The sequence below is a fragment of the Mesorhizobium sp. YC-39 genome (genome assembly GCF_025753795.1).
Taxonomy (GTDB): domain Bacteria; phylum Pseudomonadota; class Alphaproteobacteria; order Rhizobiales; family Rhizobiaceae; genus Mesorhizobium.
In genome coordinates this window covers 12,420-26,775 of record NZ_JAOWPS010000016.1, presented here as the reverse complement: position 1 = coordinate 26,775, position 14,356 = coordinate 12,420, and the positions used below count along the sequence as shown (strand labels likewise).

The following is a 14,356-nucleotide window of genomic DNA, read 5'->3' as shown; positions in this document are numbered from 1 at the left end:
GCAGGCGCGGCTTTCCGTTAGGGAAACTTTCAGGAAAGCCTGCGACCAACAAACCACTTGCCCCGTTTGATTTTCGATGATTCGCTAGGGGCAACAGTTCGATTCGAGGAAGGGAGGCTCTCCATGCCGCGTCTTTTCACCGCCCTCGAAATACCGCGTGACGCCGCCCTTTCGCTGTCCCTGCTCAGGGGCGGCCTGCCCGGGGCCCGCTGGATCGACGTTGAAAACTACCATCTGACGCTGCGCTTCATCGGCGATGTCGAAGGCCATGTTGCCGACGAGATCGCCAACGCGCTCGACCGAGTGCACCGCCCGTCCTTCCCGCTGGCGTTGTCCGGCGTCGGCGCCTTTGGCCAGAAGAAGCCGCATGCGGTATGGGCCGGCGTTTCCGGCTCGTCCGAGCTCGCCGCACTGCAGGGCGAGATCGACCGCATCTGCCAGCGCCTCGGCATGCCGGCCGATCCGCGCAAGTTCACGCCGCATGTGACGCTGGCGCGCTTACGCAATTCGAGCCCGCTCGACGTCGCCCAATATCTGTCGGCGCGCGGCAATTTTTCGACGCTGCCCTTCCGCGTCGGCCGCTTCGTCCTGATGTCGTCGCGCGATTCGGTCGGCGGCGGACCCTACATCGTCGAGGAGGCCTGGCCGCTGTCGGGCACGGACGCCCTCGCCTCGAGCCGTGTCGCCAGCGTCTCCGACGCCTCGCGGATCATGCGATAGACCGAGACGAAGGCTTCCTGGCCCTCGTAATACGGGTCAGGCACGTCGTGCGCCTTGCCATCCGCGAATTCCAGGAAAAGATGCACCCGGTCGCGCATGGCGGCAGGCGCCAACGCCCTGAGATCACGGACGTTCGAACGATCCATGCCCAGAACCAGGTCGAAGCGGTGGAAGTCCTCCACTGTCACCTTGCGCGCCTTCTGCCCGGAAATGTCGATACAATGGCGCGCCGCAATCGCGATCGAGCGTGGGTCGGGGGCGGAACCGACCTCCCAGCCGCTGGTCGCCGCTGAATCGAGCAATATGTCCAGCCCGCGCTCGGCCAGCACAGCGCGCAAGACGCCTTCGGCGAGTGGCGAGCGGCAGATATTGCCGAGACAGACGAAAAGAATGGAGTTTATGGGCTTTGCGCTCATCGATCCGGCGCTATGGTGAAGGTCATAATCCGAGATAGCACAGGAAGCGCACATGACGAGAGAGAAACTGGGCAAGGAAGCCATTGCCGAGGCGCTTGCCGGCCTCGACGGCTGGGCACTGGCCGGCGATGGCCGTTCGATCAGCCGCAAATTCACTTTCAGGAATTTCTCCGAGGCCTTCGCCTTCATGACGCGCGTCGCGCTCGCGGCGGAGAAGATGGACCATCATCCCGACTGGTCGAATGTCTACAAGACCGTGAACGTCACACTGAACACGCATGACGCCGGCGGCCTGACCGCACTCGATTTCGAACTCGCGAAGAAGATGAACGGCTATCTCGGCGGTTGACCGCGCAGGCAGGGCGAATCCGAAATCCACCACCGGCATCTTGCAGCGCGGTTCGGGTTTCACCACATTTTTGCTCGCGGTCTGCGCTCAACGATGCGCTCGAGCCCGCGCAGGAGAAATTTGATGGTGCAAAAATCCGGTTTTGATTTCTTCGGCTTTGGCGGCAAGCTGGGCGATGAAAGCGAAGTGCGCGCGAAATTCTGGCGCACTGCCAAGAAGGCTGCCCGGCATGTCCCGTTCATGGAAGAGGTGGTCGCCGCCTATTACTGCGCCATGGACAAGAAGACGCCGCTGCGCGCCAAGGGCATATTGCTGGCGGCGCTGGGCTATTTCGTGCTGCCGGTGGACGCGATCCCCGACTTCGTCCTCGGGCTCGGCTTCACCGACGACATCGCCGTGCTGACCGCCGCGATCACCACCGTCAGCGCCCATATTACGCCCGCGCACAGGCTGGCCGCCCGGGAGGCGATGGCCGACGAGAGCTGAGCTGGCGCAGGCCGAGGGGCCGTTTGAAAAGTCAAACTCTTGCCGCTTTCGTGGCCTCCAAGTCGCGCCAGGGACACCATGTTTGTCGCTTTTCGGGCGGCGGCGCGGGAGTGGCGGCGGTTTCCTGGGGCGAGGGTCCTTTTCCCAAAGGAAGTTCACCGTTTGGTAACCCAGATTAAATCAAAATGAAGCGACGGCAGGACGCAAGGCGGGTCTGCCTCCGCACCATTTGGAATACAGGAAAAACGATGCGCGGATTGATTGCTACAGTTTCGAGCCTGGTCCTGGTGGCCCTGACAGCGCCAGCCATGGCGCAATCGGCAACCAAGATCGGCCAGCACAATGCCTGGGGCACCTACAGCTACAAGGCGTCCGGCGGCAAGGTCTGCTACGTCCTGACAGTGCCGACCGACAAGCAGCCGCCGACGCTCGACCATGGCGACATGTTCTTTTTCGTCAGCCAGCGGCCAGGACAGCAGATCTCCTACGAGCCGCAATTCATCGCCGGCTACAATTTCCAGGAAGGCTCCAAGGCCACCGTCACCATCGACAAGAAGAGCTTCTCGATGTTCACCCGCGGCAAGTCGGCCTGGGTCGAAAATGCCGCCGAGGAACCGGTGCTGATCGCCGCGATGAAGACCGGCACCGACATGAAAGTGTCGGCGAAATCCGGCCGCGGCAACACCACCACCTACGTCTTTTCGCTGAAGGGCATTTCCGCCGCGCTGGCCTCGATCGCCAAGTGCAAATAGGTCAGACGGCAGCTTAATGCATGTCGCGCAAAAGTGCGCAGCGGTTTTGCGATAGCCACATGCATATAAAAACAAGAACTTAAAGCGCGTCGCATGAATCCGTTCAAACGCGACGCGCTTTAGAGACGGTTGTCCGCGTCCCCGTTCTTGTACGAGCGTGGGCGCCGGCTCATGGCAGCGTTTCGCCGTCGAGGATCCGCTGATAGAGATCGAGATAACCCTTCGCGGTGCGGGCGATCGAAAACCGTTCGGCGGCTTGGTCGCGGCAATTTTGCGGCGAAAGGCCGGTAACGGCGGCAAGCGCTGCAGCAAATTCCTCATCGCTGTTGAAGAGGCGCCCGGTGTCGTCGTTGATGATCTCGGGCATGGCGCCGCGCGGCGTCGTCAGCACTGGCGTTCCGCACAGCATGGCTTCGACCGGCGCCATACCGAACGGCTCTTCCCAGGCGATCGGATTGAGAAAGGCTTTTGCCTCGCCCAGCAGGCGATGCTTTTTCTCACCATCGACGACGCCATGGAAGCGAAAGCGGCCGCCCAGGCTCTTGAAGAAGACGCCATCGCGCCGCACCTGGCTGCGCGTCAAAAGCATCCAGCGCGAGCCGCCGGCGATATCGAGGGGAAATTCGAATTTCTTCGCCAGATCGACCGCGCGGTTCAGGTTCTTGCCGGCGCGCGCGATGCTGGCGAGGAACAGCAGATGGTCGTTCTTCGAAGCGGCCAGGCGGTAGCTGTCCGTCGGAAAGCCGTTATAGACGAAGGTCTTCCTGCCGTGGTTCCGCGCATGGCTGGCGCTGACGAAACTCCAGTTCGGCTGCGGCCTCGGTTTTTGCGGGGAATAGCCGTGTGCGGTGTTGAGGGTCGGGTAGGGAACGTCGAGAAACCGGCTGTGAAAATGGACGATCTGCGTATCCGCCGGGATGGCGGCCCGGCATTGCGCCTCCGAAGATGCATGCCGCACCTCGCAAAGCGGGTGGCTCGAGCCGGGATCGGCGATCAGCATGACGCTATGGCCAAGGCGGGCGAATTCCGAAGCTAACCAGTCGACCTGGCGCTGGGTGCCGCCATAGCCCCTGGAGGGGATGGTTCCGACCACCACCAGTGTAATGCGCATCAGCCGCCCCTGCCGGTCTTTTGCTTGACCATGATCTTATCCGAAACCGGTTTCCATTTTTCGCTGACGCGAACCTTCGGTTCGGGATCATTGTCCATCCGGCTCGACCTTCAGCGGCGAGCGAGGATGCAGGAGCAGCACGATCGTCAGCAGGCTGCAGACGATGCCGATCACGGCGATGAAGACCGCGTCAAGTGTCGTCCAGCCGGGGCCTTCGAGCGGCTTGGCGTTGAAGAGGGCGAAGGAGTTGTAGCTCTGCTGATGCGAAATCAGCAGGAAGCCGGTCAGATTGTTGCCGAGATGGGCGCCGAAGGCGGCGCCGAGATTGCCGGTGGCATAGACCACAAGCGTCAGCACCAGCGCAAAAGCGGCGATCGAGGCGAGCACGCAGGCGTTGATGGCGGCGCTCGAGCCTGGGCTCCAATGCATCGAGGTGAACAAGAGCCCCGGCAGCAGCGCCCAGATGAAGGGGTTCTGAAACCGGTTGGCCAAGCCCCTCAAGAGATAGCCGCGAAACAGCACCTCTTCGGACGAGGTTTGCAGCAAGGTCAGCACGATGATCGGGACCAGGAAGACAAGCCAGGTCGAGAAGCTGATCGCACCGCGCGCAATATCGGGCTGCAGGACATAGAGCAGGATTTCGGACAGCGCCGAGGTGATCAGTACCGCGGCCAACCCCTTGAGGAAGCCTGCGCGCGAGACACGGCGGCTCACGCCGAGCAGCGCCGTCAGCGGCTCGCGATGGACCCAGCGCATGGCAACCCAAAGGCCGATCCAGATGCCGGCGAAGGAGGCGAGTGCGGCAAGAATCCCGGCGGGCGACGCCATGAAGTCCTGCACCGTACCCGACGATGCCTGCCACAGCGCAAAAACATAGGCGCCGCCGAGCAGCACGACCATGGTCGTCGTGACCCAGAACAGGATGACGATCGCCGATCCGAACAGCAGGCGCGGCAGGGTCGTCTTGTCGTTGGGGGTAAGCCGGTAGCGCTCGAAGGCGGCGGGGTCTGATATCACGCGGGTTCCTTTGCCGAACGCATCGGGTCGCATGATCTAGCGCATGACCCCGAAAATCAAAATCGATTTTCGGGGTCATGCGCAAATTGGAGCCGCGGAAACCGCCGACTTGGCGGTGGCTCCCGGTTGGTTATTTATTGACGCACGACGTACATGATGCGCCGCGTGGCCGGATCGACCAGCGCCGGCTGGCCGTTCACATAGACATAGCGATAGTCGTAGTCTGGAATCTCGCGCAACTCGACGCTGTCGGGCAAGGTTGCGCCGGTAACCACTTCGCCATCGAGATAGACCGGATCGAGCCGATTGGTGTCGACATAGGTGCGGACTTCGGCCGGCGGTCGTCTGATGGGCTCGATCGGCTCGCCGGCAACGATCGCTCCGGTATAGGTGTCGGAATACTCATCGCTGTCAGCCGGCGGTGTCACGACGGTGATGGCGGCATCGGCCGGGCGCCGCGTCAGCACGACCCGGTCGCCACCGAAATCGGCGGTAACATAGTCGGAATAGATCCAACCCTGGCCGCCTGCCTCGGCGATGGTGCACCATTTGCTGTTTTCAATACAGCCGTCGAGCGTCGCCGACTGGCCAGCGGCGAGCACGCCTATGACCGGATATTGCGGGCCAGGCCCGGCGCGCACGTTGAGATCGGCAATGGCCGAAACAGCAGTGTCAGCCAAGGCCGTCCCCGACATGGCGGCAAGCGCGCCGGCTATGGCAGGAAACAGTAAGCGTTTCATGGTTTTCGCTCCGTTTTTCACAACCCCTCGCAACGGAAACGGGGCAAAGGCCTATGCGTTCCGGCTAAAATGCCCCGGCCGGCTCACGATTTATTCCGGTTTCTTTCGGCAAACCCGTAAGGAGTTCATGAACGAAGGCCAGTTTCTGTGCCGTTCGATCCGAGATGACGAAGGGATAGAGGTCGGGCAGGCCCATGCAGCGGTTGATCGAATTGGACGCCTCCGACAGCACCAGCCAGCGGGCCAGGATCTTGTCGAACGGTTCCGGGGCGGCGGCGGGTTCGGACGGCGCCGCCTGCAGCTCGCCGCCGGTGTCGCCCTGCGGCAGAGCGTTGGTTTCCACGGTTTCCAGCCGGCCGAGCGGGAAATTCAGCGCATGCACCATCTCCAGCGTGTCAGTGATGTGCAGATGGTGCGCCCATGTCTCAGCCCAGTCCTCCCAGGGGTGGGACGTGGCATAGGCCGAGATGTGGCCCTGCTGCCAGTCGGGCGCCGCACCGTTGGCATAATAGGCCTTCAGCGCCTGTTCGTAGTCGGAGCGCTCGTCGCCGAACAAGGCGCGGAAAGCGACCAGCCTTTGCGGATCGTCGCGGATCAGGCGGTCCCAATAGTAGTGACCAAGCTCATGGCGGAAATGACCGAGCAAGGTGCGGTAGTTCTCGCCCATTTCGATGCGCCGCCTCTCGCGCTCGGCCGAATCCGCTTCGGCGACGTTGAGCGTGATCAGGCCATTGTCGTGACCGGTCAGGATGCGTTCGCCGCCCGGTCCGCCACCGATCGGATCGGCGAGGAAGTCGAAGGCGAGGCCGGTTTCGTCGCCGGCATTCTGCTTGGGTGCGACCGGCAGCGCGGCGGCAAGCAGCGAATAGATGGCCCGCTTCTTCGCCGCTTCGACGCGGATCCAGCGACGGCGGTTGCCGTCGACCGAAAGGTCGGGGATCAATTGGTTCAGCATGCAGGCGCGGCAGAAGGCATGGCCCGGCTCCGCCATCCAGTTGCAGGCGCACTCGTCGGCATTGGTGCATTGGAAGACACCGGCGGTGCCGGACAGCGCGAAGCGCGCGTGCCCCGGGTCGTAAAGCACTGGGCTGGCGCAGTGGAGGCACTGGGCGTTCTCGAAATAGAGGCGGTGGCCACAATGCGGGCAATCGAAAAGCTTCATCTCGGTCCCAAATCATCAGGGGGGTCCGCACCCCGGAGCAAGGTGACGGATATAGTGCGGGGCCATCCATTGCCCAAATGCCCGCCACCGCCGGCGTTCCTGCCGACGACGCTATTTTGCCGCAAGCTGGGCGACGACCTGTCGCGCCACCGCCTCACCAGACAGGCGCGCGCCGCCGCAGGTCTGCATCAGCGGACCGGCCAGATGCTCACCGGCGAAGAAGATCTTCTCCGCCACCGGCTGCATCAGCGTGGCGCGTGCCTCCGAACGGCCGGGGCGGGCCGTCGCATAGGCGCCGCGCACGAAGCGCTCGCCGCCCCAATTGGTCATCATGGCGCGACCGACATGCTTTCGCACATCCGCGCCGAAGATGCCGCATAGCCGGTCGACAACGAAATCGACACCTGCCGCCTCGCCTGCAGCCGACATTTCCCAGGCGAAATCGCCGCCGACGAAGCCGACCATCAGGTCGAGGTCGAAGGGAAAACAGAGGAAATAGATATCGTGCCTGGCCATCCGCTCGATCAGCAGGTCGTCGAAGGGCGCCAGCCCCAGCCTTGTGCCCCGGATCTCCACCGGCAGCTTGGTCAGCATGCCCATTGGCAGATCGAAGAAGGCGCCGAAATGCGTGTCGGGCAGCGCCGGCGAGAATTCGATCTCCTCGAAGGCAAGCACCGCCGGCGAAGCTGTGACGATGGCTGCCTTGGCGCGGATGGTGCCGCGATCGGTGACGCAGGCCACGCCCGGCACCTCCCAGAGGATCTTGCGCACCGGCGTCGACAGTTCGACCGGCACATCGGCGCCAAACCGGGTGACCAATGCGCCGAACCCTTCCTTGGAGAAATAGTTCGGATCGAGATCGGCGGCGGCCTGGAAGTCCCGGATCGAGATCTCGTCCTCGTCGGCGCCGAAATCCATCGGCCCGGCAAAGGTGGCGGCGGCGCGCGGCGCCTGGCCCCTGGCCAGCAGCGCCGAAAGACGGTCGTCGTCGCCATCGCCAACCTGATGCGCCGCCAAAAGCTCGAACAGCTTGGCGTCGGCGGCCTTCATCGCGGCCTCTTCGGCTTCGCTCGCCTTGCGCTTGCGGTAATAGAGATGATCGACATTCATGTCGTGATGGTGAAGCGTCCAGCCGGCGGCCTGTGCCTCGGGAAAATAGGGATTGCGGTCGGCGGCATGCAGCCAGGCGCAGCCAATGTCGAATGGCACGCCGAAATGCTGGTCGCTGGTCCAGGCGCGGCCGCCGATGCGGTTCATCGCCTCGAACAGCTTGAAGGAAAGGCCGGCTGCGCCAAGGGTCCTGGCGGCGGCAAGCCCCGCCGAGCCAGCGCCAACGATCACGACGTCAACGTCTTCCATGAATATTCTGCCCCGCCACAATAATTGCTTGATCGTAGGCAAGTTCTCCGGCATTCGCCAGTGCGGTACCGGGAACGCGTAAACGACTTCTTACCGTATCTGCCCGAAAACCGGAGTCGACTTTCGGAAAGCATGATACGCGGGTTCAAAGTGTTGGAGCGTACTTTGTGCACGTAAATTCACGCACGCCGCTCTAGAGTGACAAACGCACGTTTCACTGGCAAATTCGCGACTGGGACGTGATTCAGGCAAATCAGGAGAACAGCATGGCATTTCTTGCCAAGGGAAAAATGTTTGCAGCGGCCACGGTGGTGGCGGTGTTTGCACTAGCGACGGGCGCGCAGGCGGCGGCCAGCTGTGGCAAGAGCGGCGCTGGCTTCGATGCTTGGAAGCCGGAGTTTGCCGCTGAGGCCAAGGCCAACGGTGTAGGCTCGAAAGGTCTGGCCGCTCTGGCCAGCGCGAACTATGCAACAAGGACGATCGCCGCCGACCGCGCCATCCACAAGGCCTTCAGCGGCTCGGTGGAAGCTTTCATGAAGCGCCGTGGCGGATCCGCGATCATTGCCAAGGGCCGTGCGCTGAAAAAGGCGAATGCGGGGATGTTCGACAAGATAGAACGGACCTACGGCGTGCCGCCGGGTGTGTTGCTCGCCATCTGGGGTATGGAGACCGGCTTCGGTTCCTCCATGGGCAACCAGAATACGGTCTCTGCCATTTTAACGCTTGCCTATGATTGCCGCCGCCCGGAATTCTTTTACCCGCATGCCATTGCAGCCTTGAAGCTGGTTGATCGCGGAGCGTTGAGCGCCTCGTCGGTCGGCGCCATGCATGGCGAGATTGGCCACACGCAGTTCCTGCCCGGTAATGTCATGAAGTATGGCGTCGGCAGCAGAAATCTGCGCGACAAGAGCACCGCGTTGGCTTCCACCGCCAACTTCCTCAAGGGGCATGGTTGGCGGGCCGGCGCGAGTTACGGGGCGAATATGGGCGCAATCGCCGGCTGGAATTCCGCGAGCGTCTATCAACAGGCCATCGCCCGCATCGCCACGGCGATCGATGCCGACTGATAGAGGTATCCAGATTAATTAAAGGAAGGCCCGGCCATGAGCCGGGCCTTCTTGTTGATGGAGCAGGGTCAAAACCCAATCACTCGGAAAGATCAAGTTCGATCTCATCACCACTCTTAATAATGCGCGTAGCCGCTCAACGGGCATTTCCGGGAACTGGGGATTTGGAAGGTGCCGTCAATACCGCTGCAGGTACGGAACTTGGAGTTCCGGGGCGCCGGGGCTTGCGTAGCCGCCTTTGACTTGCCCTTGATGACCATCCAGATTTCGGTCGGTTGGTCCAGCTGCAGGCTGTTTATGTCGGAGTAGCTGATGCGTCCGGTGCGCACCCCTTCGGCAAGGCGCTGGCAGAACAGGGCCGGCATGCGCTCCTGCGAGACGCCCATGAACGAGGCGATATCGTGCTTGAGCGTGATGCTCCATGCGTGGACAGAGGCGATACATCCGCCCAAGTCCGCGTTCGGGTTGCGTTTCGCGCTTGCCTCTGACGACTGGCAAATTGTCAAGGTGACGACCGTTGCAAGCAGAATAAAAAATCCATTTTTCATTGTGGAAAGTCCCCCGTTCAGCAGAGGGAACTTAGATGAAGTCGCCTAAAGGTCAAACAAAACTCCATTGAGGTGGTTTAACTTCCGTTATATTAGAAACACCAAATAAAACTCGGCGTCTCCGCCGGGTTTCTCGAACCGTTTCAGCTTTCACGGGATCGGTAAAGCGGCCCATGCGCCGTTCGGATTTCAGCCCTTGCGATTGCGCGCGGCAAGCGTGCGCAGTCTTAGCGCATTGAGGCGGATGAAGCCTTCGGCGTCCTTCTGGTCGTAGGCACCGCGGTCGTCCTCGAAGGTGACCAGCGCATCGGAATAGAGCGTCTTCCTCGACTTGCGCCCGGTGACGATGACGTTGCCCTTGTAGAGCTTCAGCCGCACCGTGCCTTCGACGTCTTCCTGGCTCTTGTCGATCATCGCCTGCAGCATCAGCCGCTCGGGCGCGAACCAGAAGCCGTTGTAGATCAGCTCGGCATAGCGCGGCATGAACTCGTCCTTGAGATGGGCGGCGCCTCTGTCGAGTGTGATCGATTCGATCGCCCGGTGGGCTGATATCAGGATGGTGCCGCCGGGCGTTTCATAGACGCCGCGCGATTTCATGCCGACGAAACGGTTCTCGACCAGGTCGAGCCGGCCGATGCCGTTGTCGCGGCCGAGATCGTTGAGCGCGGCCAGCATCGTTGCCGGCGACAGCTTCTTGCCGTTGAGGGCGATGGGATCGCCTTTCAGGAATTCGATCTCGATCTCGGTGACCTTGTCCGGCGCGTCCATCGGCGAAATGGTGCGCTGGTGGACGAATTCCGGCGGCTCGCTCCACGGGTCTTCCAGCACCTTGCCCTCGGAGGAGGAGTGCAGAAGGTTGGCGTCGACGGAAAACGGCGCATCGCCCTTCTTGTCCTTCGGCACCGGGATCTGGTGCTGCTCGGCAAAGTTGATCAGGTCGGTGCGCGACTTGAACGACCAGTCGCGCCACGGCGCGATGACCTTGATGTCGGGGTTCAGCGCATAGGCCGAGAGCTCGAAACGGACCTGGTCGTTGCCCTTGCCGGTGGCGCCATGGGCGATCGCGTCGGCGCCGGTTTCTTTTGCGATCTCGACCAGGTGTTTGGAGATCAGCGGCCGCGCGATCGAGGTGCCGAGCAGATAGGTGCCCTCATAGACGGTGTTGGCGCGGAACATAGGGAAGACGAAGTCGGAGACGAACTCCTCGCGGACATCGACAATGCGGATGTCCTTGATGCCCATCATCTCGGCCTTGCGGCGCGCCGGCTCCAGCTCGCCGCCCTGGCCGAGATCGGCGGTGAAAGTGACGACTTCGGCGCCGAGCTCGGTCTGCAGCCACTTCAGGATGATGGAGGTGTCGAGACCGCCGGAATAGGCGAGCACGACTTTCTTGACGTCTTTTATCTTGCTTGGGGACATTTTGGCGGTTCCGCGCGAAAAGGTTTCGCGGGCGAGGTATCACGGCGTTTCCGGCCTGCGCAAGAGATGAACGGCGGCTGGACCAGATGCTGCATCGGCCAGAAGCTGGCCAGCGCACGGCTCATGCGGTATGGCTGCGCCATATTTTGCTGCCACGAGACCGGCCATGTCCTTCATTCCCGATACCACGACGCTGATCCAGTTCGCCATCGCCACGGTGATCCTTGCGATCACGCCGGGGCCTGACATGACGCTTTTCGTGTCACGGACGCTGAGCCAGGGCCGCGCCACCGGCTTTGCCTCGATGGCCGGTGCGCTGTGCGGCACGTTGATCCACACGACGTTGGTGGTGGTCGGCGTCTCGGCGCTGATCGTCGCCTCGCCGATGGCCTTCTTCGTGCTCAAGCTGTTTGGCGCCGGCTATCTCGTCTTCCTGGCCTGGCAGGCCATCACCAAGGGGTCGGCCTTCTCACCGGAGAAGAAGAGCGGCCCGCAAATCTCACTGTTCCGCAGCTGGGCGGCTGGGCTCGGCGTCAACCTGCTCAACCCGAAGATCATCCTGTTCTTCATGACCTTCCTGCCGCAATTCGTCTCGGCGCATGATCCGAACGCACCGGGAAAACTGTTCTTCCTCGGCGCGATGTTCGTCGTGCTGTCGATCCCGGTGACGGCGCCGATGGTCTTTGCGGCGGAAAAATTTTCGGCGGCGATGAAGGCCAGCCCGCGCGTGACGCGCGTCGTCGACTATCTGTTCGCCGGGGTATTTTCGGCCTTCGCGCTCAAGATCCTGACGGCCCAGGCGAAATAGGGTTTCCGATTTCACGCCAGCTTCCGGCCCAGCGTCCGGCGCTCAGCCAGTAGAAGATGCCGCCGACCATGCCGCAGCCGATCACCGCCAGCATGACGCTGGTGTTGGTGACCTCGAAATTGGCGTCGGCCGTCTGGTGGACGAAGCCGAGGAAAACCGCCGCGACCACGGCACCCGCCAGCGCATAGAACAGCCAGTCGCGCCGTCCCAGGATTTCGGAGACGAGGATGGCGATGGCCGCCGGCATGAAGGCGAAATAGGCGACGAACAGCGCGACGAAGGGGACGGAAAACCACAGCGACGCCTGCGCCGCCGGCTGCGACTGCTCCGCCATCAGCCCAAGCGACGCCAGGAACATGATGTTGAGGAAGGCGCTGGCCGCCAGCGAAGCGACGGCATAGCCGATCAGGATGACGGCGAAGCGTATGAGGTAGGCGACGAGACGACTCATGCGGATTGTCTGCAATCTTGAAGGAGTCGGCTCTCCGCGAAGTAGTAGGCCGCACCTCCGAAACCGGCTGCAACAATCAGGATAACCAGCGTGCCAGTGTCTGGTGGCCGCTGAGCCAGCGGATAAAATTTCATGAATACAAACATGAATGCACCGATGATTGCTCCCCCAAAAGCAAACGTGGTCCAGCGTCTCGTTTCAAGAAACCGGGCTGCGATGATCAAGGGGATTGCGAACGGGGCGCCATAGATTCCTGCGATCGCCGTCCCGAGAAGCAACAAGCCCACACCGTCCAAGCCGTTCAATAGTACCGTGCCGTGACGCCAGATCAGCCCACTAAGCATCAATGTGATCAGACACGTGGTGAAGGCAGCCAAAACGTAGCAGAGCGTGACCAAAGCCAATCGTCTGACGTTCCTCACGCCTCGCCGTGCCCCGCGATCATCATCGCTTCCAGCGCCAGCCGGTCGACCTTGCGCATGCGCTCGGATTCCGATTTGAGCTGGCCGCAGGCGGCGAGGATGTCGCGGCCGCGCGGCGTACGGATCGGCGAGGCGTAGCCGGCATTGTTGATATAGTCGGCGAATTTTTCGATCGTCTCCCAGTCCGAGCACTGGTAATTGGTGCCCGGCCACGGGTTGAACGGGATCAGATTGATCTTGGCCGGAATGCCCCTGAGCAGCTTGACCAGCGCCTTGGCATCGTCGAGCGAATCGTTGACATCCTTCAGCATCACATATTCGAAGGTGATGCGCTTGGCGTTGGAGAGGCCCGGATAGGCGCGGCAGGCGGCGATCAGTTCTTTCAGCGGATACTTCTTGTTGATCGGCACCAGCAGGTCGCGCAGATCGTCATTGGTGGCGTGCAGCGAGATCGCCAGCATGACGCCGATCTCCTCGCCGGTGCGGAAAATCTCGGGCACCACGCCGGAGGTCGACAGCGTGATGCGTCTTTTCGACAGGGAGAGCCCGTCGCCGTCGGAGGCGATCAGCAGCGCCTTTTTCACCGCCTCGAAATTGTAGAGCGGCTCGCCCATGCCCATCATGACGATGTTGGACACTTTCCTGCCCTCGGCCGGCACGATGGCGCCGTCCGGCGTGTCGCGGTCGGGGAAATCGCCAAGCCGGTCGCGGGCGGTGAGCAACTGGGCGAGGATTTCCTCGGCGGTGAGATTACGCACCAGCTTCTGCGTGCCGGTGTGGCAGAAGGAACAGGTCAGCGTGCAGCCGACCTGCGAGGAGATGCACAACGTGCCGCGGCCTTCTTCTGGAATGTAGACCGTCTCGATCTCGACCGGCCGGCCGGCGCCGCGCGGCGGAAAGCGAAACAGCCATTTGCGGGTGCCGTCGGCGGAGATCTGTTCCTCGACGATTTCGGGTCTGGTCACGGTGAAATGCTTGTCGAGCTCGGCGCGCAGATCCTTGGAGATGTTGAACATGCCGGCGAAGTCGGAGACGCCGCGCACATACATCCAGTGCCAGAGTTGCTGGGCGCGCATCTTCGCCTGGCGCTCCGGCACGATGCCCGCTGCAATGAGGGCGGCGCCAAGTTCGGTACGGGTCAAGCCGACCAGCGACGGCTTTTCGGCCGCCGTGACGCGGGCACGCAACGCCTCGCGGGCGCCTTCGGCAGTAAGATCGAGCGAAAGGGTCATGGTTGCACTGATATAAGCTATTTACGGCCGATTGCAGCATCGCGCTGGAAATGAAGCGCGGCGCATAGCACAGCCTGACGTCGGAGTCATGCGCGCGCCGGCAGCCCAACCTGGCCATATCCGGCTCGCAGCTTGACTCTGCGGCCAATTTCCTGTCTACAGCCCCCGAATTCCGCGACGAGTATCCCTCCGAGCAAGCCGACCAGGACGCCGAAACCTCTTTGAGGTGAGTGCTGTAAATCGATCCTGGAGGCCAACACCCGGCAGCGCAATGCGCCCCCGGGTGCTTTTTGGCTT

General features: G+C 62.1%; 17 protein-coding genes. 6 read left to right on the top strand and 11 right to left on the bottom strand.

Going from position 1 to position 14,356, the window contains the following annotated elements; translation table 11 throughout:
* Positions 1-123: 123 nt before the first annotated feature.
* On the top strand, positions 124-720 hold the full coding sequence (thpR, locus tag OHD62_RS34640; protein WP_263792137.1) for an RNA 2',3'-cyclic phosphodiesterase: 597 nt from the start codon (positions 124-126) through the stop codon (positions 718-720).
* On the opposite strand, the gene OHD62_RS34635 is transcribed toward thpR, so the two are convergent.
* Positions 624-1,136: a low molecular weight protein-tyrosine-phosphatase gene (locus OHD62_RS34635; RefSeq protein ID WP_263792134.1), complete on the bottom strand. Its 513-nt coding sequence runs from the start codon at positions 1,134-1,136 to the stop codon at positions 624-626. The genes thpR and OHD62_RS34635 overlap by 97 nt on opposite strands.
* A 52-nt stretch (positions 1,137-1,188) precedes the next feature.
* Between OHD62_RS34635 and OHD62_RS34630 the strand changes: the two genes are divergently transcribed.
* The 3 genes from OHD62_RS34630 (at position 1,189) to OHD62_RS34620 (ending at position 2,723) form a co-directional block, all read left to right on the top strand.
* Positions 1,189-1,485, top strand: coding sequence for a 4a-hydroxytetrahydrobiopterin dehydratase (locus tag OHD62_RS34630; RefSeq protein ID WP_263792132.1), 297 nt, complete (start codon positions 1,189-1,191; stop codon positions 1,483-1,485).
* Between the two features lie 123 nt (positions 1,486-1,608).
* Entirely contained in the window at positions 1,609-1,971 is a 363-nt protein-coding gene (locus OHD62_RS34625; RefSeq protein WP_263792130.1) for a YkvA family protein, read from the top strand.
* 248 nt (positions 1,972-2,219) lie between these two features.
* On the top strand, positions 2,220-2,723 hold the full coding sequence (locus OHD62_RS34620; RefSeq protein WP_263792128.1) for an invasion associated locus B family protein: 504 nt from the start codon (positions 2,220-2,222) through the stop codon (positions 2,721-2,723).
* A gap of 169 nt (positions 2,724-2,892) precedes the next feature.
* Here the strand turns inward: OHD62_RS34620 and OHD62_RS34615 are convergent, their stop codons facing one another.
* The 5 genes from OHD62_RS34615 to OHD62_RS34595 all read right to left on the bottom strand — a co-directional run bounded on the left by OHD62_RS34615 (position 2,893) and on the right by OHD62_RS34595 (position 8,112).
* Positions 2,893-3,834 carry a glycosyltransferase gene (locus OHD62_RS34615; protein ID WP_263792127.1) on the bottom strand — a complete coding sequence of 314 codons (942 nt, stop codon included), beginning with the start codon at positions 3,832-3,834 and terminating at the stop codon, positions 2,893-2,895.
* A gap of 87 nt (positions 3,835-3,921) precedes the next feature.
* Positions 3,922-4,851 carry a CPBP family intramembrane glutamic endopeptidase gene (locus OHD62_RS34610; RefSeq protein ID WP_263792125.1) on the bottom strand — a complete coding sequence of 310 codons (930 nt, stop codon included), beginning with the start codon at positions 4,849-4,851 and terminating at the stop codon, positions 3,922-3,924.
* Positions 4,852-4,985: 134 nt separating this feature from the next.
* Positions 4,986-5,591: a DUF1236 domain-containing protein gene (locus OHD62_RS34605; RefSeq protein ID WP_263792123.1), complete on the bottom strand. Its 606-nt coding sequence runs from the start codon at positions 5,589-5,591 to the stop codon at positions 4,986-4,988.
* A 64-nt stretch (positions 5,592-5,655) separates the two neighbouring features.
* Positions 5,656-6,753 carry a putative zinc-binding metallopeptidase gene (locus tag OHD62_RS34600; protein WP_263792120.1) on the bottom strand — a complete coding sequence of 366 codons (1,098 nt, stop codon included), beginning with the start codon at positions 6,751-6,753 and terminating at the stop codon, positions 5,656-5,658.
* 111 nt (positions 6,754-6,864) lie between these two features.
* On the bottom strand, positions 6,865-8,112 hold the full coding sequence (locus OHD62_RS34595) for a flavin monoamine oxidase family protein (protein ID WP_263792118.1): 1,248 nt from the start codon (positions 8,110-8,112) through the stop codon (positions 6,865-6,867).
* 266 nt (positions 8,113-8,378) lie between these two features.
* Here OHD62_RS34595 and OHD62_RS34590 point away from each other — a divergent pair, with 266 nt between their 5' ends.
* Complete coding sequence (locus OHD62_RS34590) at positions 8,379-9,179, top strand: lytic transglycosylase domain-containing protein (RefSeq protein WP_263792116.1); 801 nt, start codon at positions 8,379-8,381, stop codon at positions 9,177-9,179.
* A gap of 116 nt (positions 9,180-9,295) precedes the next feature.
* Here the strand turns inward: OHD62_RS34590 and OHD62_RS34585 are convergent, their stop codons facing one another.
* Both OHD62_RS34585 and OHD62_RS34580 read right to left on the bottom strand, forming a co-directional pair.
* The gene (locus OHD62_RS34585; RefSeq protein ID WP_263792114.1) at positions 9,296-9,727 is read right to left on the bottom strand and encodes a hypothetical protein; all 432 of its coding nucleotides are present in this window, start codon (positions 9,725-9,727) and stop codon (positions 9,296-9,298) included.
* Positions 9,728-9,916: 189 nt separating this feature from the next.
* Positions 9,917-11,146, bottom strand: a complete 1,230-nt coding sequence (locus OHD62_RS34580) for an argininosuccinate synthase (protein ID WP_263792112.1) — start codon at positions 11,144-11,146, stop codon at positions 9,917-9,919.
* A 166-nt stretch (positions 11,147-11,312) separates the two neighbouring features.
* On the opposite strand from OHD62_RS34580, the gene OHD62_RS34575 reads away from it, so the two are divergent.
* Positions 11,313-11,954: a LysE family translocator gene (locus tag OHD62_RS34575; RefSeq protein ID WP_263792111.1), complete on the top strand. Its 642-nt coding sequence runs from the start codon at positions 11,313-11,315 to the stop codon at positions 11,952-11,954.
* On the opposite strand, the gene OHD62_RS34570 is transcribed toward OHD62_RS34575, so the two are convergent.
* The 3 genes from OHD62_RS34570 to rlmN are packed head-to-tail and all read right to left on the bottom strand — an operon-like array spanning position 11,926 to position 14,059.
* Positions 11,926-12,405: a hypothetical protein gene (locus OHD62_RS34570; RefSeq protein WP_263792110.1), complete on the bottom strand. Its 480-nt coding sequence runs from the start codon at positions 12,403-12,405 to the stop codon at positions 11,926-11,928. The two genes, OHD62_RS34575 and OHD62_RS34570, sit on opposite strands and share 29 nt — an antisense overlap.
* The gene (locus OHD62_RS34565) at positions 12,402-12,809 is read right to left on the bottom strand and encodes a hypothetical protein (protein ID WP_263792108.1); all 408 of its coding nucleotides are present in this window, start codon (positions 12,807-12,809) and stop codon (positions 12,402-12,404) included. The genes OHD62_RS34570 and OHD62_RS34565 overlap by 4 nt, the downstream gene beginning before the upstream one ends.
* 14 nt (positions 12,810-12,823) lie before the next feature.
* Positions 12,824-14,059 (bottom strand): 23S rRNA (adenine(2503)-C(2))-methyltransferase RlmN, encoded by a 1,236-nt coding sequence (gene rlmN, locus OHD62_RS34560; RefSeq protein WP_263792106.1) that lies wholly within the window; start codon positions 14,057-14,059, stop codon positions 12,824-12,826.
* Positions 14,060-14,356: the final 297 nt, after the last annotated feature.

Excerpts from the sequence above, each read along its gene's own strand:
- thpR (WP_263792137.1), top strand. The coding sequence starts at position 124 with ATGCCGCGTCTTTTCACCGCCCTCGAAATACCGCGTGACGCCGCCCTT.
- OHD62_RS34635 (WP_263792134.1), bottom strand. The coding sequence starts at position 1,136 with ATGAGCGCAAAGCCCATAAACTCCATTCTTTTCGTCTGTCTCGGCAAT.
- OHD62_RS34630 (WP_263792132.1), top strand. The coding sequence starts at position 1,189 with ATGACGAGAGAGAAACTGGGCAAGGAAGCCATTGCCGAGGCGCTTGCC.
- OHD62_RS34625 (WP_263792130.1), top strand. The coding sequence starts at position 1,609 with ATGGTGCAAAAATCCGGTTTTGATTTCTTCGGCTTTGGCGGCAAGCTG.
- OHD62_RS34620 (WP_263792128.1), top strand. The coding sequence starts at position 2,220 with ATGCGCGGATTGATTGCTACAGTTTCGAGCCTGGTCCTGGTGGCCCTG.
- OHD62_RS34615 (WP_263792127.1), bottom strand. The coding sequence starts at position 3,834 with ATGCGCATTACACTGGTGGTGGTCGGAACCATCCCCTCCAGGGGCTAT.
- OHD62_RS34605 (WP_263792123.1), bottom strand. The coding sequence starts at position 5,591 with ATGAAACGCTTACTGTTTCCTGCCATAGCCGGCGCGCTTGCCGCCATG.
- OHD62_RS34600 (WP_263792120.1), bottom strand. The coding sequence starts at position 6,753 with ATGAAGCTTTTCGATTGCCCGCATTGTGGCCACCGCCTCTATTTCGAG.
- OHD62_RS34595 (WP_263792118.1), bottom strand. The coding sequence starts at position 8,112 with ATGGAAGACGTTGACGTCGTGATCGTTGGCGCTGGCTCGGCGGGGCTT.
- OHD62_RS34590 (WP_263792116.1), top strand. The coding sequence starts at position 8,379 with ATGGCATTTCTTGCCAAGGGAAAAATGTTTGCAGCGGCCACGGTGGTG.
- OHD62_RS34585 (WP_263792114.1), bottom strand. The coding sequence starts at position 9,727 with ATGAAAAATGGATTTTTTATTCTGCTTGCAACGGTCGTCACCTTGACA.
- OHD62_RS34580 (WP_263792112.1), bottom strand. The coding sequence starts at position 11,146 with ATGTCCCCAAGCAAGATAAAAGACGTCAAGAAAGTCGTGCTCGCCTAT.
- OHD62_RS34575 (WP_263792111.1), top strand. The coding sequence starts at position 11,313 with ATGTCCTTCATTCCCGATACCACGACGCTGATCCAGTTCGCCATCGCC.
- OHD62_RS34570 (WP_263792110.1), bottom strand. The coding sequence starts at position 12,405 with ATGAGTCGTCTCGTCGCCTACCTCATACGCTTCGCCGTCATCCTGATC.
- rlmN (WP_263792106.1), bottom strand. The coding sequence starts at position 14,059 with ATGACCCTTTCGCTCGATCTTACTGCCGAAGGCGCCCGCGAGGCGTTG.